At 75.2% G+C, this 21,302-nt stretch carries 22 protein-coding genes; 14 read left to right on the forward strand and 8 right to left on the reverse strand.

Features of this window, described 5'->3' with window-relative positions:
* Nucleotides 1-109 precede the first annotated feature (109 nt).
* Nucleotides 110-589: a ricin-type beta-trefoil lectin domain protein gene (locus tag ACFV1L_RS18075; RefSeq protein ID WP_380366942.1), complete on the reverse strand. Its 480-nt coding sequence runs from the start codon at nucleotides 587-589 to the stop codon at nucleotides 110-112.
* A 184-nt stretch (nucleotides 590-773) separates the two neighbouring features.
* On the reverse strand, nucleotides 774-1,610 hold the full coding sequence (locus tag ACFV1L_RS18080; RefSeq protein ID WP_380366943.1) for a hypothetical protein: 837 nt from the start codon (nucleotides 1,608-1,610) through the stop codon (nucleotides 774-776).
* A 94-nt stretch (nucleotides 1,611-1,704) separates the two neighbouring features.
* Between ACFV1L_RS18080 and ACFV1L_RS18085 the strand changes: the two genes are divergently transcribed.
* Entirely contained in the window at nucleotides 1,705-2,250 is a 546-nt protein-coding gene (locus ACFV1L_RS18085) for a 1,4-alpha-glucan branching protein (RefSeq protein WP_380366944.1), read from the forward strand.
* 25 nt (nucleotides 2,251-2,275) lie between these two features.
* On the opposite strand, the gene ACFV1L_RS18090 is transcribed toward ACFV1L_RS18085, so the two are convergent.
* On the reverse strand, nucleotides 2,276-3,097 hold the full coding sequence (locus ACFV1L_RS18090; RefSeq protein WP_380366946.1) for an integrase: 822 nt from the start codon (nucleotides 3,095-3,097) through the stop codon (nucleotides 2,276-2,278).
* Nucleotides 3,098-3,222: 125 nt separating this feature from the next.
* On the opposite strand from ACFV1L_RS18090, the gene ACFV1L_RS18095 reads away from it, so the two are divergent.
* Nucleotides 3,223-3,354 carry a hypothetical protein gene (locus ACFV1L_RS18095; RefSeq protein ID WP_380366948.1) on the forward strand — a complete coding sequence of 44 codons (132 nt, stop codon included), beginning with the start codon at nucleotides 3,223-3,225 and terminating at the stop codon, nucleotides 3,352-3,354.
* 82 nt (nucleotides 3,355-3,436) lie between these two features.
* Nucleotides 3,437-3,679: a DUF5302 domain-containing protein gene (locus tag ACFV1L_RS18100; protein ID WP_380366949.1), complete on the forward strand. Its 243-nt coding sequence runs from the start codon at nucleotides 3,437-3,439 to the stop codon at nucleotides 3,677-3,679.
* Nucleotides 3,680-3,859: 180 nt separating this feature from the next.
* On the opposite strand, the gene ACFV1L_RS18105 is transcribed toward ACFV1L_RS18100, so the two are convergent.
* From ACFV1L_RS18105 to ACFV1L_RS18120, 4 genes are all read right to left on the reverse strand, one after another.
* The gene (locus tag ACFV1L_RS18105) at nucleotides 3,860-4,096 is read right to left on the reverse strand and encodes a hypothetical protein (protein ID WP_380366951.1); all 237 of its coding nucleotides are present in this window, start codon (nucleotides 4,094-4,096) and stop codon (nucleotides 3,860-3,862) included.
* 48 nt (nucleotides 4,097-4,144) lie between these two features.
* Nucleotides 4,145-4,534, reverse strand: coding sequence for a YciI family protein (locus ACFV1L_RS18110; protein WP_380366975.1), 390 nt, complete (start codon nucleotides 4,532-4,534; stop codon nucleotides 4,145-4,147).
* Between the two features lie 92 nt (nucleotides 4,535-4,626).
* Complete coding sequence (locus ACFV1L_RS18115) at nucleotides 4,627-5,862, reverse strand: MFS transporter (RefSeq protein WP_380366952.1); 1,236 nt, start codon at nucleotides 5,860-5,862, stop codon at nucleotides 4,627-4,629.
* 117 nt (nucleotides 5,863-5,979) lie between these two features.
* Nucleotides 5,980-6,594, reverse strand: coding sequence for an ATP-binding protein (locus tag ACFV1L_RS18120; RefSeq protein ID WP_380366954.1), 615 nt, complete (start codon nucleotides 6,592-6,594; stop codon nucleotides 5,980-5,982).
* A 230-nt stretch (nucleotides 6,595-6,824) separates the two neighbouring features.
* Between ACFV1L_RS18120 and ACFV1L_RS18125 the strand changes: the two genes are divergently transcribed.
* The 9 genes from ACFV1L_RS18125 to ACFV1L_RS18165 all read left to right on the forward strand — a co-directional run bounded on the left by ACFV1L_RS18125 (nucleotide 6,825) and on the right by ACFV1L_RS18165 (nucleotide 17,007).
* A complete protein-coding gene (locus ACFV1L_RS18125) occupies nucleotides 6,825-7,649 on the forward strand; it encodes a hypothetical protein (protein WP_380366956.1) in 825 nt (274 codons plus the stop codon).
* Between the two features lie 135 nt (nucleotides 7,650-7,784).
* On the forward strand, nucleotides 7,785-8,507 hold the full coding sequence (locus ACFV1L_RS18130) for a YcnI family protein (RefSeq protein WP_380366957.1): 723 nt from the start codon (nucleotides 7,785-7,787) through the stop codon (nucleotides 8,505-8,507).
* Nucleotides 8,508-8,621: 114 nt separating this feature from the next.
* Nucleotides 8,622-9,269 (forward strand): SCO family protein, encoded by a 648-nt coding sequence (locus ACFV1L_RS18135; RefSeq protein WP_380366976.1) that lies wholly within the window; start codon nucleotides 8,622-8,624, stop codon nucleotides 9,267-9,269.
* The gene (locus ACFV1L_RS18140; protein WP_380366959.1) at nucleotides 9,266-9,745 is read left to right on the forward strand and encodes a copper chaperone PCu(A)C; all 480 of its coding nucleotides are present in this window, start codon (nucleotides 9,266-9,268) and stop codon (nucleotides 9,743-9,745) included. Before ACFV1L_RS18135 ends, ACFV1L_RS18140 begins: the two co-directional genes overlap by 4 nt.
* A gap of 52 nt (nucleotides 9,746-9,797) precedes the next feature.
* Nucleotides 9,798-11,828, forward strand: a complete 2,031-nt coding sequence (locus ACFV1L_RS18145; protein ID WP_380366960.1) for a FixH family protein — start codon at nucleotides 9,798-9,800, stop codon at nucleotides 11,826-11,828.
* The gene (gene efeB / locus ACFV1L_RS18150; RefSeq protein WP_380366961.1) at nucleotides 11,825-13,039 is read left to right on the forward strand and encodes an iron uptake transporter deferrochelatase/peroxidase subunit; all 1,215 of its coding nucleotides are present in this window, start codon (nucleotides 11,825-11,827) and stop codon (nucleotides 13,037-13,039) included. The genes ACFV1L_RS18145 and efeB overlap by 4 nt, the downstream gene beginning before the upstream one ends.
* Nucleotides 13,040-13,221: 182 nt before the next feature.
* Complete coding sequence (gene pheA, locus ACFV1L_RS18155) at nucleotides 13,222-14,157, forward strand: prephenate dehydratase (protein WP_380366963.1); 936 nt, start codon at nucleotides 13,222-13,224, stop codon at nucleotides 14,155-14,157.
* Between the two features lie 709 nt (nucleotides 14,158-14,866).
* Nucleotides 14,867-16,144, forward strand: coding sequence for a serine--tRNA ligase (gene serS, locus ACFV1L_RS18160; protein WP_380366964.1), 1,278 nt, complete (start codon nucleotides 14,867-14,869; stop codon nucleotides 16,142-16,144).
* 44 nt (nucleotides 16,145-16,188) lie between these two features.
* Nucleotides 16,189-17,007: an HAD family hydrolase gene (locus ACFV1L_RS18165; RefSeq protein WP_380366966.1), complete on the forward strand. Its 819-nt coding sequence runs from the start codon at nucleotides 16,189-16,191 to the stop codon at nucleotides 17,005-17,007.
* 69 nt (nucleotides 17,008-17,076) lie between these two features.
* Here the strand turns inward: ACFV1L_RS18165 and ACFV1L_RS18170 are convergent, their stop codons facing one another.
* The gene (locus tag ACFV1L_RS18170; RefSeq protein WP_380366968.1) at nucleotides 17,077-18,882 is read right to left on the reverse strand and encodes an LCP family protein; all 1,806 of its coding nucleotides are present in this window, start codon (nucleotides 18,880-18,882) and stop codon (nucleotides 17,077-17,079) included.
* A gap of 348 nt (nucleotides 18,883-19,230) precedes the next feature.
* Between ACFV1L_RS18170 and ACFV1L_RS18175 the strand changes: the two genes are divergently transcribed.
* Both ACFV1L_RS18175 and ACFV1L_RS18180 read left to right on the forward strand, forming a co-directional pair.
* Entirely contained in the window at nucleotides 19,231-19,950 is a 720-nt protein-coding gene (locus tag ACFV1L_RS18175) for a FadR/GntR family transcriptional regulator (protein ID WP_380366969.1), read from the forward strand.
* Nucleotides 19,951-20,009: 59 nt separating this feature from the next.
* Nucleotides 20,010-21,254, forward strand: coding sequence for a CynX/NimT family MFS transporter (locus tag ACFV1L_RS18180; protein WP_380366971.1), 1,245 nt, complete (start codon nucleotides 20,010-20,012; stop codon nucleotides 21,252-21,254).
* Nucleotides 21,255-21,302 lie beyond the last annotated feature (48 nt).

Raw genomic sequence — 21,302 nt, forward strand, 5'->3', positions numbered from 1 at the left:
GCCCGGTCGGCCCCGCCTGGTCCCGCAGCACCCCCCTCAATCCTAAACCGACGGCGCGCGCCCGCCCCCGGCCGGGCGGGGGGGGGGGGGCGCCCGGCGGGTCGGGGGGTCAGGCGAGCGCGAGGCTGATCTGGTCGTTGAAGACCACCCAGTGCTGGCCCTTGTCGGAGGCGTCGCACGGCTTGGTGGAGATGTTCGGCGTGCCCCAGGCGTTGGCCAGGCAGTAGGCGGGGGCGAAGGTGAGGGCGATCTGCTGGCCGGAGACCGTCCAGTACTGGCCCTGGTCGCCGGGGGCGCACGCCTTGCTGGAGATGTCGGTGGCGTTCCAGGTGTTGGCGAGACAGTAGGCGGGCGCGTTGGAGAGGGCGATCTGCTGGCCGGAGAGCTTCCAGTGCTGGCCCTTGTCGGAGGCGTCGCACGGCTTGGTGGAGATGCCCGTCGTGCCCCAGGCGTTGGCCAGGCAGTAGAGGCCGGGGGTGCGCGTGGTCGCGTGGCCGGTGTCGGCGGCCCCGGCGCCGACGGCCGGGAGGAGGGAGGCGGTCAGCCCCAGCGCGGCGATGGCGAGCGTCCTGCGGAAAGCGATGGCCATGAGGCGGATTCCGTTCTCGCTGAGGGCCGGGAGACCCGCTCGCGGCCCTGGAGTGCGGCTCTGATCCGAGCGCAGGGAATTTCTAGCATCGGCCGTGGACGAACCAGTGGTACTGCGCGCCGCTTTCATCCGAACCGCGCAGCCGTCGGGTGATCCGACCACGGCCGCGCCCCGGCGGGCCGGTTCAGCCCTCCGGCGGGTGCTCGGCGCGGAGTCGTTCGAGTTCGGCGAGCGCGGCCGCGCCCGCCTCGGCCTTGGCCGCCCCCGGGTCGCCGGCGCGCAGCCGGCGGAGGGCCTCGGCGAGGCGCTCGGCGGCGCCGCGGAGCTGCGCGGCGTGTTCGGCGTGCACGCCCGTCATCGGGTCGTCGACCACGGTGACCGGAATGCCGCGGCTGCGGGCCTCGGCGAGGATGCGCTCGCCCGCCTCGGGCAGCAGGGTGAGCGCCGAGGCCGCGAACAGGCCGCCGGCCAGGCTCTTCGGACGGCCGATCAGGTTCTTGACGACGATCTCGCAGGGCAGCGGGCGGTCCTCCCGTTCGGCGGCGGCGGTGGCGGCGAGGGCGAGCGTCAGCAGCCCCTCGGCGGCCTTGGTGACCAGCCACTTGCGGCCGGGGACGGGCGGCAGCAACTCGCGGATCCGGTCGACCTCGCGCTCCACCACGACGTCCGGCAGCAGGTCGACGGTGCTGTGGCAGCGGATCTCCAGCACCTTGCCCCAGGCGACCGGCTCCCCGTCGAAGCCGACCTCGTCCGGTCCGACCGCGACCTGGCCCAGCCCGTCCAGCAGGTGCAGCAGCCGCACCGCCGGGCCCGGCACGTGCGGGAGGCGGCCGATCAGTCCGGCCAGCGAGATCTCCCACGGTGCGGTGAGCGGGTCGTCCGGCTTCGGGTGGGTCTCCACCGCGCGGCGCGCCCAGTCGCCGCCCGCCTTCTCCCGGGCCGAGGCGACGGCGCCCGTCACCGCGCCCAGCGCCGCCCCGGCCCGCCGGCCGGCGCTCCCGCCCAGTTGCCTGATCCCCATCGCCGCTCCCCCTTCTGTGCTTCCGGCACGCCGCCGGTCGAACGGTTCGTAGGCTGGCCCACGCAGGAACACCCGCGCGAGAAGGAGACCGACGATGGCGACGATCCATCAGACCACGATGAGCCCGGGCAAGTTGGAGCTGCTGGCCGACTGGCTGCCGAAGCAGGACTGGTTCCGGCCCGGCCACGGCGAGCTGGTGCGGGCCGGCGGCTTCCGGCTGGACGACCCGGCGGGCGAGGTCGGCATCGAGCTGATGGTGGTGGCCGACGACCGGTCCGCCTACCTGGTGCCGATGGCGTACCGCGGCGCCCCGCTGGACGGCGCCCCGGAGGGCGCGCTGATCGGGACGACCGAGCACGGCGTGCTGGGCACCCGCTGGTTCTACGACGGCGCGCAGGACCCGGTGGTCCTGGAGCAGCTGGCCGCCCTGCTGCGCGGGGAGGCGGTGCCGCAGATGCAGAGCGTGAGCGACGCGGTGGACGGGACGGTGGCGGTGGCGCCGGTCGACGGCGAGCCGACGGTGGTGCTGCGCCGCGAGCTGGAGCCGGGCGGCGAGCCGGCCCCGGGCGAGGTGGTCGCCGGGTACACGGCGCCGGACGGGTCGGCGGTCCGCGCGGTGTTCCTGACGGCCGGTCGGTGACCCGGGCGTCGGCCGGCGCGCCCGGTCAGAGCCGGGCGTAGAGCGCCGCGGCGTCGTCGTGGGCCTTGCCGCGGGGCCACCGGACGCAGTCGGCGTCGGTGCGCTCCGCGGTGCGGACCTGGGCGATCAGTTCGGCGGGGCCGGTCTCGGCGAGCAGCCGGACGGCGTCGGCCCAACTGCCCAGGCCCAGGCGCTCGGTGAAGCGGGCGGCGCCGTCCGAGAGGGCGGCCACGCCGTGCAGGGCGGCGCGGGCGACGGCGCCGGTCTCGGCGTGGGCGGCGGCGTGCGGGGCGGCGGCGGCGATCCACGGGCCGTGGCCGGTGTTGCGGGCCGCGCGGACCGCGATCGCGTACCGCAGGTAGAGGTCGGCGCGTTCGGCGGTGCCGGGGACGGTGGACCAGATCTGGCGGCGCAGTTCCTCGCCGCCGGGGAAGCGCTGGTTGTCGCCGATCACCCGGGGCGGTCCGGCCTTGGGGTGCAGCACCAGCAGGGAGTCGCCGAGCACCAGGTACTCCAGGGCCTCGCCGCGCAGCCGGGCGGCGACCACCATCGCGGCGGGGGTGTTGGGGTTGGCCAGGTCGCAGCCGCGGCCGTGCAGGGCGGCGGTGTCGGCGATGGCGTCGGCCAGGCAGTCGGCGATGTCCCGGTCGGGGTGGTCGGTGAGCCGGGCGACCAGGTGGGCGCCGAGGCGGCGCACGTACCAGGGGATGCCGTGCACGCAGCCGGAGTCCAGGGTGTCCGGGGCGCTGGAGCCGTCCAGCAGCACCAGGGCCTCCGGGGTGGCCACCACGAAGTCCTCGCAGGCCCGGTCCGGGCGGCGCGCGTCGACTGCCAGCTGTACCCGCATGCCCCTCAGTCTGCGACGACCGCCTGCCGTTCGAACAGGGGCCGGGTCCGGTCCGCCGCACCCCGATTCGGACATAATGGGACGAAGTGTGTCAATGAGCCGTGGTTTCACGACAGGAGCGCCCCATGGTCTGGCAGTTCTTCGTCCTGGTGATCGCCTCGATCGGCTTCCCGATCCTCGCCCTGCTGTTCATGATGGGCGGCCTGCAGTACCGCGACGAGCGGCACCACCACCACGCGCCCGCCGACCGGGGCTGACCGACCCCGGTGTCGGCCGACAGCACCCCGGTCGGCGTGGGAGGGTGTGCACCAGTACCCGCTCCCGTCCAGGAGGTCCCCAATGAGCAGCGAAACCGCCCCAGCAGCCGAGCCCGCACCGGACGCCACCGCCGACGCAGGCGCCGACACCGCCGCCGAGGCGCCCGGACAGGACGACCAGAAGGCCAAGTTCCTGGCCGCGCTGCAGCGCAAGGGCGGCAGCAACCGGGGCGCCGGCGGCGGCCCCGGCGGCGACTCGAAGATCCACGGCACCGCCGGCGCGGCCGGCGGCAAGCGCACCTTCCGCCGCAAGAGCGGCGGCTGAGCAGCCGGTCCGCGACGCCGAACGGCCGGCCCCGGGCGGGGCCGGCCGTTCGGCGTTTCCGGACGCCGCGTCGTGGGCGACCGGGATCGGCGCGGGGACCGGCTCCGGGCGGCGGGCGGGCACCCGTCGGCCGGCGGGAGGAGAGCGCGGCGGACGCCTCCTCCCGGCGCACTGCCCCGGTCAGCCGGTGTGCTCGCCCGGCAGGTACGGGGTCTCGCGGAGGTACAGCGCTCCGCAGGTGTGGCAGTTGCGGTCGGGGTCGAGGGTCCAGCGGGTGGCGTCCTGGACCGGGGCGGCGGAGGAGAGCTCCTTGCCGCACAGGGCGGTCAGGTCCGCGTTGCGGACGATGTGCCAGCTGACCACGGAGTCCGGGTCGCCGGCGGCGGGGGCGGTCTCGGCGCGCATCTGATGCATCATGATCACCATCGTCCGCCGACCGGACGAACCCGGCAATTCGCGCACCGGTCAGGGCTGCGCCGGGGGCTCCGCCAGCACCTCGCGGACCTCGATCGGCATGTTCATCGGCCGGCCGTCGTGGCCCGGCGCGGCGGACAGCATGGCGGCGATCTCCAGCACCCGTTCGTCGGTGGCGCAGTTGACGATCCACCAGCCGAACAGGAACTCCTTCCCGTCCGGGAACGGCCCCGCGGTGACGTCCGGCCCGTCCTCGCCGGCCCGGACGATCCGCGCGGTGTCGGGCAGCGCCAGGCCCTGCGCCTCCACCAGTTCGCCGGCGGCGGTCAGCTCGGCGACGGCGGTGCGCATGAAGGCGATGTGCGCGGCGGTCGCCGCCGGATCCCAGGACGGGATCGGCGGGATGCCGGCGTCCGACTGGCTGAAGTGCATCTGCAGCATGTGCGTCACGGCGGACGGCTCCTCTCGGTGCGGTCGGTGTCGTACCGGGGACGGAGCCGCGCCGCGGTTCTCGACATCCCCCCGACAGGTTCTCAGTCCGCGGGCCGCAGCGCCCGCCACGCGGCCGCGGTGGCCAGCAGCAGCGCCGCCCCGGCCAGCGCGAACCCGGTCCGGGCGCCGACGTGCTGGGCCACGAAGGTGACGCCGAGGCCGGTGAACGGGAGGGTGCCGGTCATCGCGCTGCCCCACAGCGACATCACCCGGCCGCGCATCTCCGGCGCGGAGCGCAGCTGGGCCAGCGTGTTCGCGGTGGCGATGAACCAGATCGAGCAGACGCCGACGGCGGCCATGCCGGCCACCGCGAGGAAGGCGTTCGGCGCCAGCGCGGTGGCGAGCACCGCGACCGAGGTGGCCACCGCCAGGGTGCGGACCCGGCGCGGCGTCGGTGCGGGCGCGGCGGCGGCGAGCAGCGCACCGGGCAGGCCGCCGAGGCCGAACGCGGCCATCAGCAGGCCGTACCCGCCGGGGCCGAGGTGCAGCGCGCGGTCGACCAGCGGCGGGACGGTCAGGTTCATCGCGAAGATCAGGCCGCTGGCGGCGGACATCGGCAGCAGGCCGCGGACGATCGGCGAGCGGCGGGCGTACGCCAGGCCGCCGCGGGCGTCGGCCCGCGGACGGCGTTCGGCGGTGCGGTCGACGGGGGCGGCCGGGCGGAGCCGGGTCAGGGCGAGCAGCGGTGCGAGGTAGCCGAGCGCGTTGAAGGCGAACGCCCAGGAGGGGCCGCCGACGTTCAGCAGCGCGCCGGCCACGCCGGGGCCGATCACCCGGGAGGCGTTGAGCGCCACCTCCCACAGGCCGACGGCGCTGGCCACCGCCCCGGTGCCGACCAGGTCGACCACGAAGACCTGGCGGGCCGGGGCGTCCACGGTGGCGACCAGTCCGGTGCAGGTGGCGAGCGCCAGCAGCAGCCACAGCTGCGGGCCGAACAGGGCGGTGGCGACGGCGAGGGCGAGGCCGAGCAGCATCATCAGGGCCTGGGTGGCCATCAGCAGGCGGCGCCGGTCGGAGCGGTCCACCAGGGCGCCGGCCCACGGCCCGAGGAGCAGGGTGGGGCCCCAGGTGCAGGCGGTCAGCACGGTCAGCCAGACCGCGTCCCCGGTGAGCCGGTAGACCATCCAGGAGAGCACCACGCCCTGTGCGAGGGCGCCGGAGGCGGACATCAGCTGGCCGGCGAACCAGATGCGGAAGTCCCGTCCGCGCAGCGCCTGCCCCATCCGGGCCAGCGGGCGGCGGGGGGCGGAGAGCGGCTCCGCGGCGGTGGTGGTCATGGTCCCCTCCGGTGATTGGACTAGACCATAACCGGAGCACCCGGGCCGTCGACCGGCGGGTTCCGCAGGGTGGGACGGCCCCCGGCGGCGCGCCGGAACGGCGGGGCCGACCGCCCGTCAGGACGCGGTGCGCAGCAGCGGCGCGGTGAGTACCTTGTCGAAGCTGACGGTCGCGCCGCGCTGCGGGTGGGTGCGCAGCTGGACGTGGTCGGCGAGCGCGTGGATGAGGAACAGGCCGCGGCCGGACTCGGCGGTCGGCTCGGGCAGCAGGTCCGCGCCGGTGTCGGAACCGGGCAGGGCCGGGCGCAGCGCAGGCAGCACGTGGGTGTCGTACGGCGCGGGCCGGTCGGCGGCGGGGCGGACGGCGAGCACCCTGGCCGGGACGGAGGCGCGGCCGCGGCGGGTGCGGCAGCGCGGGGCGGGCCGGCCGGCGGCGGGCCGGCGGCGCGGGCCGGGGCGGGACGCGGCGGCCGAGGCCGCGGTGCCGGTGTTGGCGACCTCGATCCGCAGGCGGTCGCCGCTCAGGGCGGCGGTGACCCGGAAGGTGTCGCCGAGGCGCGCGGGCCCGGCGTGCTCGACCGCGTTGGCGCAGGCCTCGGTGAGGGCGAGGCCGAGGTCGAAGGCGACCTGCGGATCGACTCCGGCGGAGTCCATGGCGCCGAGCAGGATGCGGCGGGCGAGCGGCACGCTGGCCGGGTCGCGCTTGAGGTGCAGAGTCCACCAGATGTCCACGGGAGATCCCTCCTGGCTGCGGCTCCACATACAACTAGCTATCTCCTCGGCCGTGCGCGGTGAACCGTCCGCACTCGCCGGTACCGCCCGTTCGGCGGATGGACTGCCCCCGGCGGGTGTGCCGATCAGCGCGTGGGCGGGTGCATGCGCCGGTCGGGTTCTCGCCATTCGGGGCGGGTTCCGGGGCCTGCCCCGGAAGCGGGTGTAGGCGGTGAGATGATGGGCCGGCCATGACTGACCCGACCGCCGCCGCCCGCCGGGGCGCCGCCCTGCCCGCCGCGCGGGCCTCGGCGGCCGCCTGGGACCTGCGGGTGCTGCGGGCGGTTCCGTTCGCGCTGGTGTGCACGCTGGTGGCGGCCTTCGGGCACGCCCGGGCGGGCGGCGCGGTGGCGCCGGACACACTGGCGGCGGGCTTCGCCGCGGTGTGCGCGGCGGCGGCGCTGCTCGGCGGGCGGGAGCGCTCGCTGGGGGCGATCGCGGCGGCGCTGGCGGCCGGGCAGCTGGGGCTGCACCTGCTGTTCCACCGGTTCGGCGACGGTCTGGGCGGCGGTGCCGGGATGGCGCACGGCGCGATGGCCGGAAACGGCGCCCCGGACCCGCTGCTGTCCGCGGCGGGCCGGCTGCTGTGCAACGACACCCCGGGCGACGGGCTGACGGTCGTCCCGTTGGACACCACGCCGGAGCAGGTGGTGAGCGCCGCGGGTCTGGACCCGCAGGCGTACGCGGCGGCGGTGCCGCACGCGGCGGGCTGGCTGGGGCTGACGCCCGGCATGGTGGCGGCCCACCTGGCGGCGGCGCTGGTCGCGGGCTGGTGGCTGCGGCGCGGCGAGGCCGCGCTGTGGCGGCTGGTGCGGGCGGCGGCGCTGACCGCCCGGGAGTGGGCGGCCCCGCTGCGGACGGCGGTGGCGCTGCTGCTGGCGCTGCTGCTGGGCGGGCCGCGCCCGGCGTCGGTGCGCCGGGGTGCGCGGCCGGAGGACTGGCGGCTGCCGGCGGCGGCCGCGCTGCGGCACAGCGTGCTGCGCAGGGGACCGCCCGTGGTGGCGTTCGCGCGCTGAGCCGGGGCCGGAGGGCCGGGGTTCGGGCGCGCGCTGCTGCCGCCGTGCCCGCGTCGTGAGCGGGCCGGTCGGATTCCCCTTCCTCCCCCGTTGCCGCGCGGTGTCCGCGCGGCCCCTTCCCTCAGGAGTCCCCTGATGCGTTCGCTTTCCGCCCGTCGTTCCGTCGGCGCGCTCGTGGTGGCGGCCGGCGCCCTGCTGGCGTCCGCCGTTCCCGCCTTCGCGCACGTCTCCGTCCAGCCGGGTACGGCCCAGCAGGGCGGGTACACGGCCGTGGCGTTCCGGGTGCCGAACGAGAGCGACACCGCCTCCACCGTGAAGCTGGAGGTCAGCCTGCCGCTGGACCACCCGATGGCGTCGGTGCGCACCCAGCCGCTGCCGGGATGGACCGCCAGCCTGGAGAAGTCGAAGCTCGACAAGCCGCTGGACTCGCACGGCCAGCAGATCACCGAGGCCGTCTCCAAGATCACCTGGACCGCCGACGCCGGCACCAGGATCGCCCCCGGCCAGTTCCAGGAGTTCAAGGTGTCGCTGGGCGCGCTGCCCACCGACACCGACCGGCTGACCTTCAAGGCGCTGCAGACCTACGACAACGGCGACGTCGTCCGCTGGATCGAGGAGAGCAAGGACGGGCAGCCGGAGCCGGCCAAGCCCGCCCCGGTGCTCGCCCTGACCAAGGCCGACGCGGCCGGCGACCACCACTCGGCGGACACCGCCGCCGCGAAGCAGCAGGACGCGGCGCCCGCCGCGAAGTCCTCCGACTCGGCCGCCCGCACCCTGGGTGTGGTCGGCATCGTGGTCGGCGTGATCGGCGCGGCGCTCGGCGTGGCCGGGCTGCGCCGCCGCTCCGCGCAGTCCTGACCCCGGTCGGGCGGGGCCGCGCGTGCGGCCCCGCCCGGCGTCCCTCCCCGCACCGCCCTCTCGTACGGAACGGAAAGTCCCTTGGCATCCCTCCGCAGCACCCGCCCCCGGCTGATGACGGCCGCCGCCCTCGTCCTCGGCGCCTCGCTCGCGCTGTCCGCCTGCTCGTCCTCGGGCGGCGGCGGCGAGGACGCCGGGCCGGCGAAGGTCAGCAAGCAGGCCTCGGCCAGCCAGTACCGGGGCACGGTGCTCAGCAAGCACTTCGACAAGCCCGACCTGGTGCTGAACGACACCTCCGGTCAGCCGTACGACCTGAAGGCGCGCACCGCGGGGCGGACCGTGCTGCTGTTCTTCGGCTACACCAGCTGCCCGGACGTCTGCCCGACCACGATGGGCGACATCGGCGTGGCGATGTCGAAGCTGACGCCGGAGCAGCGGCAGAAGCTCGACGTGGTGTTCGTCTCCACCGACCCGGAGCGCGACACCCCGCAGGTGCTGCGGACCTGGCTGGACTCGATGGGCAAGGACTTCGTCGGGCTGACCGGCGACCTGGCGAAGGTGAAGGCCGCCGCGAAGCCGCTCGGCATCCTGGTCGAGGACCCGGTGGTCGCCGCGAACGGCTCGGTGACCTCCACGCACGGCGCGCAGGTGCTGGCGTTCCTGCCGGGCGACGACAAGGCGCACCTGCTGTACATGGCCGGGACGACGGTCGACACCTACGCGCACGACCTCCGGCTGCTCGCCGAGGGGGTGGCGGTGTGAGCCGCGCGTTCCGGCGCAGCGCGCTGATCGGGGCCGGTCTGGCGACCGCACTGGCTGTCGGCACCGTGGCGGTGGCCTGCCAGTCCTCGGACGGCGGCGGGTCCGCCGCGCCGAAGCTGTCGGTGGCCGACCCGTACATACCGCTGCCCGCCACCCCCGGCGGGATGGGTGCGGGCTACCTGACGGTGCGCAACGACGGCGGCCCGGACCGGCTGGTGAAGGTGACCAGTCCGGCGGCCGGGTCGGTGACCATGCACCGGTCCACCGAGAAGTCCATGGAGGAGGTCGGCGAACTGGTCGTGCCCGCGCACGGCACCCTCGACCTGGCCCGCGGCGGCACCCACCTGATGATCATGGAGTGGGCGAAGCAGCCGGCCCTGGGCGACGAACTGGAACTGGACCTGGAGTTCGCCAGGGCGGGCACCGTGGTGGTCAAGGTTCCGGTGAAGCCGCTGACGTACCGTCCGGGAAGTTAGGGTCCGGGCGATGGCAGCAGACCGCGTGGCGACGAGAAGAGGCGCACAGGTGATGACCGCGGTGGGACGGAGACGGCTGGGTTCGCTGCTGGCGGTGCTGGTGGCGGCGCTCGCCCTGGTGCTGGGCGGGGCGACGGCGGCGTCCGCGCACGCCACCCTGGAGGGCGCCGACCCGGCGCAGGGCTCGGTGGTGCCGACCGCGCCCGCCGCGGTCACGCTGACCTTCAGCGAGGGCGTGTCGCTGGCCGCCGACTCGGTGCGGGTGCTCGACCCGAAGGGCAACGCCGTCGACGACGGCCGGCCCGACCACGTCGACGGCAGGTCCGCGACCGCCCGGGTGGCGCTCCGCCAGGGGCTGGAGAACGGCACCTACACGGTGGCGTGGCGGGCCGTCTCGGAGGACTCGCACCCGATCGGCGGCGCGTTCGTCTTCTCCATCGGCGCGCCCTCCGACACCTCCGTCAACGCGGCCGCGGTGCAGGGCGCCAAGGCCGACGGCGCGGTGGCGTTCGCCTACGGCACCGCCCGCACCGTCGCCTACGGGGCGTTCGCGCTGCTGGCCGGCGCCGCCGCGTTCGTCGTCGTGGTCTGGCCCGGCGGCGCGGCCGTGCGCGGCGTGCAGCGGCTGCTGATGACCGGCTGGGTCGCGCTGCTGCTGTCCACCGTCGCCGTGCTGATGCTGCGCGGCCCGTACGAGCGCGGCACCGGGCTCGGGCAGGCCTTCGACCTCTCGCTGGTGCGCGCCACCCTGGACGAGCGGATCGGCACCGCGCTCGCCGCCCGCCTGTTGCTGCTGGCCGCCGCCGGTGTGTTCCTGTCGCTGCTGGTCGGCCAGTTGGGGTTGCAGCCGAAGCCGGCCGGCGACGGCGACGGCGAAAGCGACGGGAGCCTCGACGAGGAGGAGGCGGAGCTGCGCCGGCTGGAGCGCGCCGCCGCCGAGCGCCCGCAGCGCGACACCCGAGTGGGGCTGGGCCTGGCCGGGCTGGCGCTGGCCATCGCGCTGTCCGCGACCTGGGTCGGCGCCGACCACTCCTCGGTGGGCATCCAGGTCCCGCTGGCGCTGCCGCTGGCCGCGCTGCACCTGCTCGCCATGGCCGGCTGGCTCGGCGGCCTCGCCGTGCTGGTGGTCGGCCTGCGCCACGGCCTGCCCGCGGCTGCCGTCGACCGCTTCTCGAAGCTGGCGTTCTGGCTGGTCGCGGTGCTCGCCGCGACCGGCGTCTACCAGTCCTGGCGCGGCCTGGGCAGCTGGGGCGCGCTGGTGGACACCGAGTACGGGCGACTGCTGCTGGTCAAGGTCGGCTGCGTGGCGGCGATGCTCGGCGTCGCCTGGATCTCCCGCGCCTGGACCGCCCGGCTGCGCACCGCCGACGAGCCGGCCGAGGTCGCCGTCCCGGCCGGGGCCGTCGCCGTGCCCGCGGCCTCCGACGGATCCGCCGCCGAGGGCGCCGCTGCCGAGGAGACCGCCGCCGGGGACGCCGACCCGGAGCGGGCCGCACAGCTCGCCCGCCAGCGGGCGGTACGGGCCCGGGCGTCCGAGCGGCGCGCCGTCGAGGGCTCGCCGACCCGGGCCGGCCTGCGGCGCAGCGTGCTGGTCGAGACGACCGTCGCCGCGCTGGTGCTGGTCGTCACCACGATGCTCACCAACTCCCCGCCCGGGCGGGTCGCGCAGGCGATCGCCGCGCAGCCCGGCGCGGGCGGCGCGGCCCCGGCGGCGGGGGCGTCGCAGGTGCCCGGCCGGACGCAGGAGCTGAAGCTGCCGTACGACACCGGCGGCCGCACGCCCAACGCCAAGGGCACCGCCGTCGTCACCGTCAACCCGGTCGGCACCGGACCGAACGCGGTCGCGCTCAAGCTGACCGACGGCACCGGGCAGCCGGTCGAGGTTCCCGAGGTGCAGCTGGCCTTCACCCTCCCGGACCGGGACCTCGGGCCGCTGCCGACCGCGCTGGAGGCGCAGGGCACCGGCTCCTGGACCGGCACCGCGCAGCTGCCGCTGGCCGGCGTGTGGGTGGTGTCGGTGACCGTCCGGTCCTCCGACATCGACCAGGTGACGGCCACCCAGCAGTTGAAGGTCGGCCAGTGACCGGGATACCCGCGGTCTCGCGGCGTGCGGTGCTCGGCGGGGCCGGGGCCGGTCTGGTGGTGGGGGCGGCCGGCGGCGGGTGGGGCGGGCGGGCGTCGGCGCACCGGCGGAAGGAGCTGCTGGGCGACGGCCGGGTGGCGTTCCACGGGGCCCGGCAGGCCGGCATCGTGGAGCCCGCGCAGGCCCGGGTGGAGTGGGCGGCGTTCGACCTGGCCGCCGGGACGGGCCGGGACCGGGCCGCGGCGCTGCTGCGGGACTGGTCGGCGGCCGCGGCCCGGCTGGCCGCCGGCGAGCCGGCCGGGGACGGCGGCGGCGGGATCGCGCTGGACGCCGGGCCCAGCTCGCTGACCGTCACCTTCGGCTTCGGCGCGAGCCTGTTCGACAAGCTGGGGCTGGCCGACCGCCGCCCGCCCGCGCTGGCCGCCCTGCCCGCGTTCCCCGGGGACGCGCTCGACCCGGCCCGCTCGGACGGTGACCTGTGGGTGCAGCTCGGCGCGGACGACGCGCTGGTCGCGGTGCACGCGCTGCGGGTGCTGCGGCGGCTGGCGGCTGGGGTGGCGGTACCGCGCTGGCAGATGTCCGGGTTCGCCCGCACCCCGGGCGCGACGCCCCGGCCGATGACCGGCCGCAACCTGATGGGCCAGGTCGACGGCACCAACAACCCGCGCCCGCAGGACCCGGACTTCGCCGCGAAGGTGTTCGCCGACGGACCCGGCTGGATGGCCGGCGGCAGCTACGCGGTGCTGCGCCGGATCCGGATGCTGCTGGACGACTGGGAGTCGTTGCCGACGGATCGTCAGGAACGCCTGGTGGGACGCCGCAAGAGCGACGGCGCCCCGCTGTCGGGCGGCCCGGACGCAGGCGAGCGCACGCCCGTGGACCTGGCCGCGACCAACCCGGACGGCACCCTGGCGATCGCCCCGGACGCGCACGTCCGGGTGGCCGCGCCGGCCTCCAACGGCGGGGCGGCGATGCTCCGGCGCGGGTTCTCGTTCCACGACGGCCTGCTGGCCGACGGCTCGCCGGACGCCGGCCTGCTGTTCGCCGCGTTCCAGGCGGACCCGGCGCGCGGCTTCGTCCCCGTCCAGCAGCGGCTGGCCCGCGGCGACGGCCTGTCGCGGTTCCTGCGGCACGAGGCGGGCGCGCTGTTCGCGGTGCCGCCGGGCGCGCCGGAGGGCGGGTACGTCGGGCAGCCGCTGCTGGAGGGGTAGGCGGCCCGCTCGTGCCGGGCGGGAGCGGGGCGTTCGACGGCCGGACGGCGGCACGGCGGGGCCGGCGGAGTGACTAAGGTGGCCGGGGCGCCGTTGTGCAGACTCGGAGTGGGCACGGCGGCTGGGGATGCAGACGCCAGGTCTGTGTGATGCATACGCGCGCTGTTCGTTCGGAGGCGGTCATGTCGGCGACCCGTTACACCTATCTCGGGCCCGCGGGCACCTTCACGGAGGCCGCGCTGCGCACCCTGCCGGAGGCGGGGACGCGGGAGCTGACGCCGGTGGCGTCGGTGTCGGCGGCGCTGGACGCGGTGCGGGCGGGCGAGGCCGCGGGCGCGATGGTGGCGATCGAGAACTCGGTGGACGGCGCGGTCACCACCACCAGCGACGAGCTGATCAACGGCAGCGCGCTGATGATCTACCGCGAGGTGCTGCTGCCGATCTCGTTCGCGCTGCTGGTCCGCCCGGGCACCGCGCTGGGCGACGTGAAGACCGTCACCGGGCATCCGGTGGCGCAGCCGCAGGTGCGGCACTGGCTGGCCGGGCACCTGCCGGACGTGCAGTGGGAGTCGGCGGCGTCGAACGCCGAGGGCGCCCGGCTGGTCCAGGACGGCCGCTACGACGCGGCGGTGGCGGGGGCGTTCGCCGCCGAGCTGTACGGGCTGGAGGTGCTGTCGGACGAGATCCAGGACTCGGCGGCGGCGACCACCCGGTTCGTGCTGGTCGGCCGTCCGGGGCGGGTGTCGTCGGCGACCGGCTGGGACAAGACCTCGATGGTGGTGTGGCTGCCGGACGACCATCCGGGGGCGCTGCTGGAGCTGCTGCAGGAGTTCGCGGTGCGCGGGATCAACCTGATGCGGATCGAGTCCCGGCCGACCGGCGAGGGCATGGGCAACTACTGCTTCCTGATCGACTGCGAGGGGCACCTGAGCGAGCGGCGGGTCAGCGAGGCGCTGATGGGCCTGAAGCGGATGTGCCCGCAGGTGCGTTTCCTCGGCTCGTACCCGCGGGCGGACCGGGGCACCGCCTTCCCGCTCCGGCAGGGCACGTCGGAGCTGGATTTCGCGAACGCCGCGGACTGGTTGTCGCGCTGCCTGGACGGCCGCGCCGAACTCTGACGCCGGGCCGCCGCAAGAACGCCTTTCCGGCCGGACCGGGGCGGGTCGGGCCCCCGGTCCGTTCATTTTCGACACGCCCGGACGTCACCTGCCCGGCCGACCGGCGTTCACCGGCGGCCCCGTGCGGGCCCTGCCGGGCAGGTCGGGGGCGGGGCGGTTCATCCACAGGCCGGGGCCCGGCATCCACAGGGCCCGTTGTCCCCAGGTTCGGCGAAGTTATCCACAGGGCGGGCCGGAGTCGACAAACCGGCAAAGACACCCGCAGGCCCGGTCAGATCATCAGCTAGGGCCATAGGAAGGACTAATCGGACCAGAGTCACCCCCGCACCGACAAATCACCTGTGCGAGCGAGCGAATTCCCTCACTCGAGAAGCCGCATCGAGGTTTGAAACCTGGAATTGCCGGTTCGAAGGCCCGTGGACCATGGGTTTTCCACTGTCCACAGGCTCCCGGGCGATCCTGTGGATAACCACTCGCCGAAAGCGCTGTCCACCAGGGTTATCCACAGGACGGGGCGGGTTATCCCCAGGCTCGGACGGCTTTCCCACACCCCTCCGGCCGGCGGCCGCGCACAGGATGCCAGATTTCCGGACAGAAGGCGACATACCCGCCCAAGCCCCGCAGTGGCCGGAACCCGGCCGGTCGGAGCCTCCCGCGCCCCGCCGGGCGGCGGCCCGGAACCCTCCCGCACCACCGGTAGGCTGGATCCGTGATCGACCTTCGCCTGCTCCGTGACGACCCGGACCGCGTACGTACCTCGCAGCGCTCCCGTGGTGAGGACGTCGACCTGGTCGACGCCCTGCTCTCCGCCGACGAACGCCGCCGCGCGGCCGGCGCCCGCTTCGACGAACTGCGCAGCGAGCAGAAGCAGCTCGGCAAGCAGGTCGCCGCCGCCAAGGGCGAGGAGAAGGCCGCCCTGCTGGCCCGCACCAAGGAGCTGGCCGCCGAGGTGAAGGCCGCCGACGCCGCGCAGAGCGAGGCGAAGGAGGAGGCCGAGCGGCTGCAGCGCTCGCTGGCGAACCTGATCGACCCGGCCGCCCCGGTCGGCGGCGAGGAGGACTTCGTCACCCTCGAGGAGATCGGCACCCCGCGCGACTTCGCCGCCGAGGGCTTCGAGCCCCGCGACCACGTCGAACTCGGCCAGCTGCTCGGCGCGATCGACACCGAGCGCGGCGCGAAGGTGGCCGGCGCCCGCTCCTACTACCTGACCGGCCCGGGCGCGCTGCTCGAACTCGCCCTGGTCAACATGGCGATGGCGCAGGCCTCCGCGGCCGGCTTCACCCCGATGATCACCCCGGCGCTGGTCCGCCCCGCCGCGATGGACGGCACCGGCTTCCTCGGCCAGGCCGCCGAGAACGTGTACTACCTGGAGGACGACGACCGCTACCTGGTCGGCACCAGCGAAGTCCCGCTGGCCGCCTACCACATGGACGAGATCCTGGACGCCGACCGGCTGCCGCTGCGGTACGCCGGCTTCTCGTCCTGCTTCCGCCGCGAGGCCGGCACCTACGGCAAGGACACCCGCGGCATCATCCGCGTCCACCAGTTCGAGAAGGTGGAGATGTTCGTCTTCACCGCGCCCGAGGACGCCGAGGCCGAGCACCGCCGCCTGCTCCAGTGGGAGAAGGACTTCCTGAACGCGCTGGAGCTGCCCTACCGGGTGATCGACGTCGCCTCCGGCGACCTCGGCGCGTCCGCCGCCCGCAAGTTCGACATCGAGGCCTGGATCCCCACCCAGGGCAAGTACCGCGAGGTCACCTCGACCTCCAACACCACCGAGTACCAGGCCCGCCGGCTGTCGATCCGGATGCGCGACAAGGACGGCGTCCGTCCGCTCGCCACCCTCAACGGCACCCTGGTGGCCGTGCCCCGGGTCATCGTCGCGCTGCTGGAGAACCACCAGCAGGCCGACGGCTCGGTGGTGCTGCCCGAGGCGCTGCGCCCGTTCCTCGGCGGGAAGGCCGTCCTGGAGCCCGCGGCCCGGTAGCCGTCCGCCGTCCCGTCGTCCCGGAGCACCTGGAGCACTCGCGCATGAGCACCGCCGCCCTGCCCTACCGGCTGGTCGCCACCGACCTCGACGGGACGCTGCTCACCAGCGCCGAGAACGTCTCCGACCGCACCCGCGAGGCCCTGGGCGCCGTCACCGCGCTCGGGGCGCAGCACCTCATCGTCACCGGCCGCTCGGCGGCCTGGACGAAGCCGGTGCTGGACGAGATCGGCTACACCGGGATAGCGGTCTGCGGTCAGGGCGCCCAGGTCTACGACGCGGGGGCGCACCGGCTGCTCACCTCGGTCACCCTGGACCGGCAGCTGGCCGCGCTGGCGCTCGCCAAGATCGAGGCCGAGGTCGGCCCGCTGGCGGTCGCCGCGAACCGGGACGGCCTGGACGGCGAGGTGGTCGCCGGCCCCGGCTACCGGCTGCGGCTCGCCACCGGCCTGCCGGTGCGGCAGGTCGCCCCGGAGCAGCTGCTGGCCGCGCCGGTCAGCAAGCTGTACATCCAGCACCCGGAGCTGACGGACGATCAACTCGCCGAGGCGGCGTGGTCGGTGGCCGGCCAGCTGGTCGGCGTGGTGATGGCCGGCGACAGCATCGTCGAGCTGCTCCCGCTGGGTCTGACCAAGGCCACCGGCCTGTCGCTGGCCGCGCGCCGGCTGGGCGTGAGCGCGGCCGGGACCATCGCGTTCGGCGACATGCCCAACGACATTCCGATGTTCCAGTGGGCCGGCTACGGCGTGGCGATGGGCAACGCCCACGAGCAGCTGCGGGCGGTGGCCGACGAGGTGACGGTCGGCAACGACGAGGACGGCGTCGCCGTGGTGCTGGACCGGGTGTTCGGCCTCGGCGGGTAGTCGGGCCGGGAACGGCGAAAGCACCACCGGCCGCGGGCCGGTGGCGCTTTCGCGTGTGCTGCGGGTCGGTCAGCTGCCGTAGCTGACGTTGGAGCAGACGTCGTCGTCCGCGGAGCGGGCGTCGTTGGCGACGCTGCTCGAGACCGGGCCCGGGTCGGCGGCGCCGCCCGTCCCGGTGCCGCCGGCGGTCGCGGCGTAGTCCTTGCCGAGCACCAGCGAGACACCGGCGGCGGAGCCGGCCTCGACGGTGGCGCCGGGGAACAGTGCGGCGACGGCCTGGGCGTTGGCCTTCTGACCGCTGCCGTACTGGACGACGGTGGTCGCGTGGTTCTGGTTGGCGGCGTTGCCGGTCATGGTGACGGTGAAGTTCGCGCCCTTCAGGGTCGCGGCGGCCTTGGTGCCGAGGCCGGGGGTGGTGGTGCCGTTGTAGACGCCGACCTTGATGCCGGCGCCGTTGGCCGGCGGCGCGGCCGGGGGCGCGGAGGGCGGGGCGGCGGACTGGCTCGCGGCGGGGCTGGCCCCGCCGCCGCTGGCGTCCTGGCCGTCGAGGGTGCGGTCGGCCTTGAGGGCGGCCCACAGCTGGTCGACCTCGGGGTGGTTGAGGCCGATCCGCTCCTTCTCGTAGTGCCAGGGGGTGGTGAGGAACTTGATGTCGTGCAGGTCGATGTCCTTGAGCGACATCCCCAGGTCGAGCAGTTTGTCGACGCCGGCCAGGTCGGGGTCGACGGTGAGCGACTTGGTGGCGGCGTCGGCCAGCGGCAGCAGGTTGGTCGGGCTCATGCCCTTGCTCTTGACCGACTTGATCAGCGAGGACAGGAAGGCCTGCTGGCGCTGCATGCGGCCGACGTCGGAGTTGTCGCCGATGCCGTGCCGCAGCCGGACGTAGTCGAGGGCGGCCTGGCCCTCGACCTTCTGCACGCCCTTCGGGTAGATCTCCTTGCCCTTCTTGGGCAGGTTCGGGTTGAGGTCCTTCTCGTAGATGGCGTTGGGCAGGCAGACCTCGACGCCGCCGACGGCCTTGGTCATCGCGGCGAAGCCCTCGAAGTTGACCACCATGGTGTGGTCGACGCGGAGTCCGGTCAGCGCCTCGACGGTGTTCTGGGTGCAGGCCGGGTTGCCCTGCTCGCTGTTGCCGACCGAGAACGCGCTGTTGAACATCACGTTGGTCTGCGGCTTGGTCCAACTCTTGTTCGGCAGCATGCACTTGGGGATGTTGACCAGTGCGTCGCGGGGGAACGAGACGCCGACGGCGTGCTTGTGGTCGGCGTAGACGTGCAACAGGATCGTGGTGTCGGAGCGGGCGCCGCCCTCCTCGCCGCCGCCGAGGTCCTTGTTGGCGCCGTCGCGCGAGTCGGAGCCGATCAGCAGGATGTTCATCGGGCGGCGGCCCTGGGCGTCGGCCTCGGCGGCCGCCGGGCGGTCCTTGCTGATGCCGTCGCGGTCGAAGGAGGAGATGTTGGCGTTCAGTCGCCAGTAGTAGTAGCCGCCGGTGCCGACCACGGCGACGCTGGCGCCGACCAGCGACCAGATCACGATCTTCTTGGTGCGGCGGGGTTTGCGGCGGCCCTGGGCGGCGCGGCGGGCCCCGGCCCGGCCGCCGCTGCCCGATCCGGCGCCGGCGGTCTCGGGCTCGGGGGCCGCGCGGCGGCCGGAGCGCGAGGGGGCGGGGGCGCCGCGGCCCTGGGCGCGGCGGGCCTCACTGCGGCTGCCGGGGGGCGGGGTGTCGTCGTGGCTGCCCGCCCGGCGGCGGGGCACGCCGGGGGGCGGCGCGTCGTCGCGCTGGGGCGCGTCCTGCCGGTAGGGGTCGCCCTGCGGCGGGACGTTCTCCCACCAGCCGGCGTCCGCGTCGGACGCCCCCGCCCTCTGGCCTGCCATTCGTACACCCTTCACCGGAGGCGGCCGTCGGGCCCCTCAGCAACCGCTCCGTCTGCTGGGCGGACGGATGAAGCTATGAGAGCGGAGCATATAAAGGGATCATTGCCGAGTCACTGCCCGGGGCTCCACTCCGAGCACAGGAACGGCGCGTACGGACCGCCAGTTCCCGTTCTCCCGTGTGAGGCACGCGACTTCGGCTTCCGTGCGGTTCTCCTCCGGCTGCTTCCCGGTACCGTCCTGCCGCCGCTTCGCTCCGCGTTCCCGCACGCCAGGGGCGGTTGTAGGATGACCGGGCAAAGCAGTTGTAGGATGACCGACATCGAATCGTGGACGCGGAGGGAGCCCGGCGTGGAGGGACTGCAGGCGGCCGGGCGGCGCTCGCTGGTGGACGAGGCGATCGAGCAGCTGCGGGAGCAGCTGGCGGGCGGGGCGTGGCCGGTGGGGTCGCGGATCCCGACCGAGCACGAGCTCGCCGAGCGGCTGCGGGTGGGGCGCAACACCGTCCGGGAGGCGATCCGGGTGCTGGTGCACGCCGGAATGCTGGTCTCCCGGCAGGGCGAGGGGACGTTCGTCCGCTCGACCAGCGACCCGGCGTCGGTGCTGCGCGGGGTGCAGCGGTCGGGGGTGCGGGACGTGCTGGAGGTGCGGGCCGCGCTGGAGACCGAGGCGGCCCGGCTGGCCGCCGAGCGGCACACCCCGGACGACCTGGCCCGGATGCGGGCCGCGCTGGCCCGCGAGGCCGAGGTGATGGCCGCGCACCCGGAGCGGGCCGGCCGGGAGGCCACCGTCGAGCACGACCTGGAGTTCCACACGGCGGTGGTGGAGGCGGCGCACAATCCTGCGCTGGCCGAGGTGTACCGGTACTTCGGCGCCTCGGTGCGGGAGGCGATGCGCGCGGCGTTCGGCGACCACGAGATGCCGGAGGTGGCGATCGGCACCCACGCGGCGCTGGTCGACGCGATCGAGAGCGGTGACCCGGAGCGCGCCGAGGCGGCGTGTCGGGCCCTGCTGGCGGAGCCGACGGCGGCGGTGGAGCAGTTGCTCGCCGAGATCGCCGCGCGGAAGTAACGCGCCGCCCTCCCCCGGTCCCCCTTCTTCGTTCACCCGCACAGAGAGTCAGCTCCGCCATGTCGGTCACCCGTGCCGTGCAGCCCGTCCTCGATCCGAAGGTCGGTACCCGAACCGCCAAGTTCGCGCACCCCGCCCTGCTGCTGGCGGGGATCGTGCTGGTGGCCCTGAACATGCGGGCCTGCCTGGCGGCGGTCTCGCCGATGGTGGCGGAGATCCAGCGCACCTTCGGCCTGTCCGCGGCGGCGAGCGGCCTGATCACCACCGTGCCGGTGCTGTTCCAGGGCGTGGGCGCGCCGCTGACGCCGCGGCTGACCCGCCGCTTCGGCACCGAGCGGGTGGTGCTGGGCGCGGTGCTGGCGCTGGGCGCGGGCGTGCTGCTGCGGGTGCTGCCCTCAGTGGCGACGCTGTACCTGGGCTGCGTGGTGATCGGCGTGGCGATCGCGGTGCTGAACGTGTCGATGCCCGGCCTGGTGAAGCGGGAGTTCCCGCACCGGGCGGCGATGATGACCGGCGTCTACTCGACCACCATGCTGGTCGGCGCGACCATGGCCGCGGCCCTGTCGGTGCCGCTGGAGCACGCCTTGGGCGGCGGCTGGCAGGCCTCGCTGGGCGCCTGGTCGGTGCTGGCGCTGGTCGCCGGGCTGGCCTGGCTGCCGCAGGTGCTGAAGGCCCGTCAGGAGGCCGCCGTGCCGGTGCGGGTGGCGCCCGCGGCGGTGCCGCAGCGGCCGGCCGTCAGCCCGTGGCGGTCGCCGCTGGCCTGGCAGATCAGCGCGTTCATGGGCATCTCCTCGCTGCTGGTGTACACCCTGGTGGCGTGGATGCCGACCATCCTGGCCGACCACGGGATGCCGCGCGGCGAGGCCGGCCTGGTGTTCGCGTTCAGCAACCTGGTGCAGGTGGTCGGCGCGTTCCTGGTGCCGCTGGCGGCGGGCCGGATGACCCGGCAGCGCGGGCTGGCGCTGGCGATGGCGGGGCTGAACGCGGCCGGCATCGCCTGGCTGCTGCTGGCCCCGGTGTCGGGCGCCTGGGCGTCGGCGACGGTGCTGGGCCTCGCGCAGGGCGGCTCGCTGGGCCTGGGCCTGGCGTTCATCGTGCTGCGCACCGACAGCGTGCTGGGTGCGGCCCGGCTGGGCGGGATGAGCCAGGCGGTGGGCTACCTGGTGGCGGCGGCCGGCCCGGTCGGCGGCGGCGCGCTGCACCAGCTGACCGGCGGCTGGGACGCGACGCTGGTCGTGATGCTGGTGCTGGCCGCGGTGGCGGCGGCGGCCGGCTGGGGCGCGGGCCGCAACCGGACGGTCTGACCGGAGACGCGGAACGGCGGGGACGGCTGCGTGCCGTCCCCGCCGTTC

It is taken from the genome of Kitasatospora sp. NPDC059646 (assembly GCF_042734615.1).
GTDB lineage: Bacteria > Actinomycetota > Actinomycetes > Streptomycetales > Streptomycetaceae > Kitasatospora.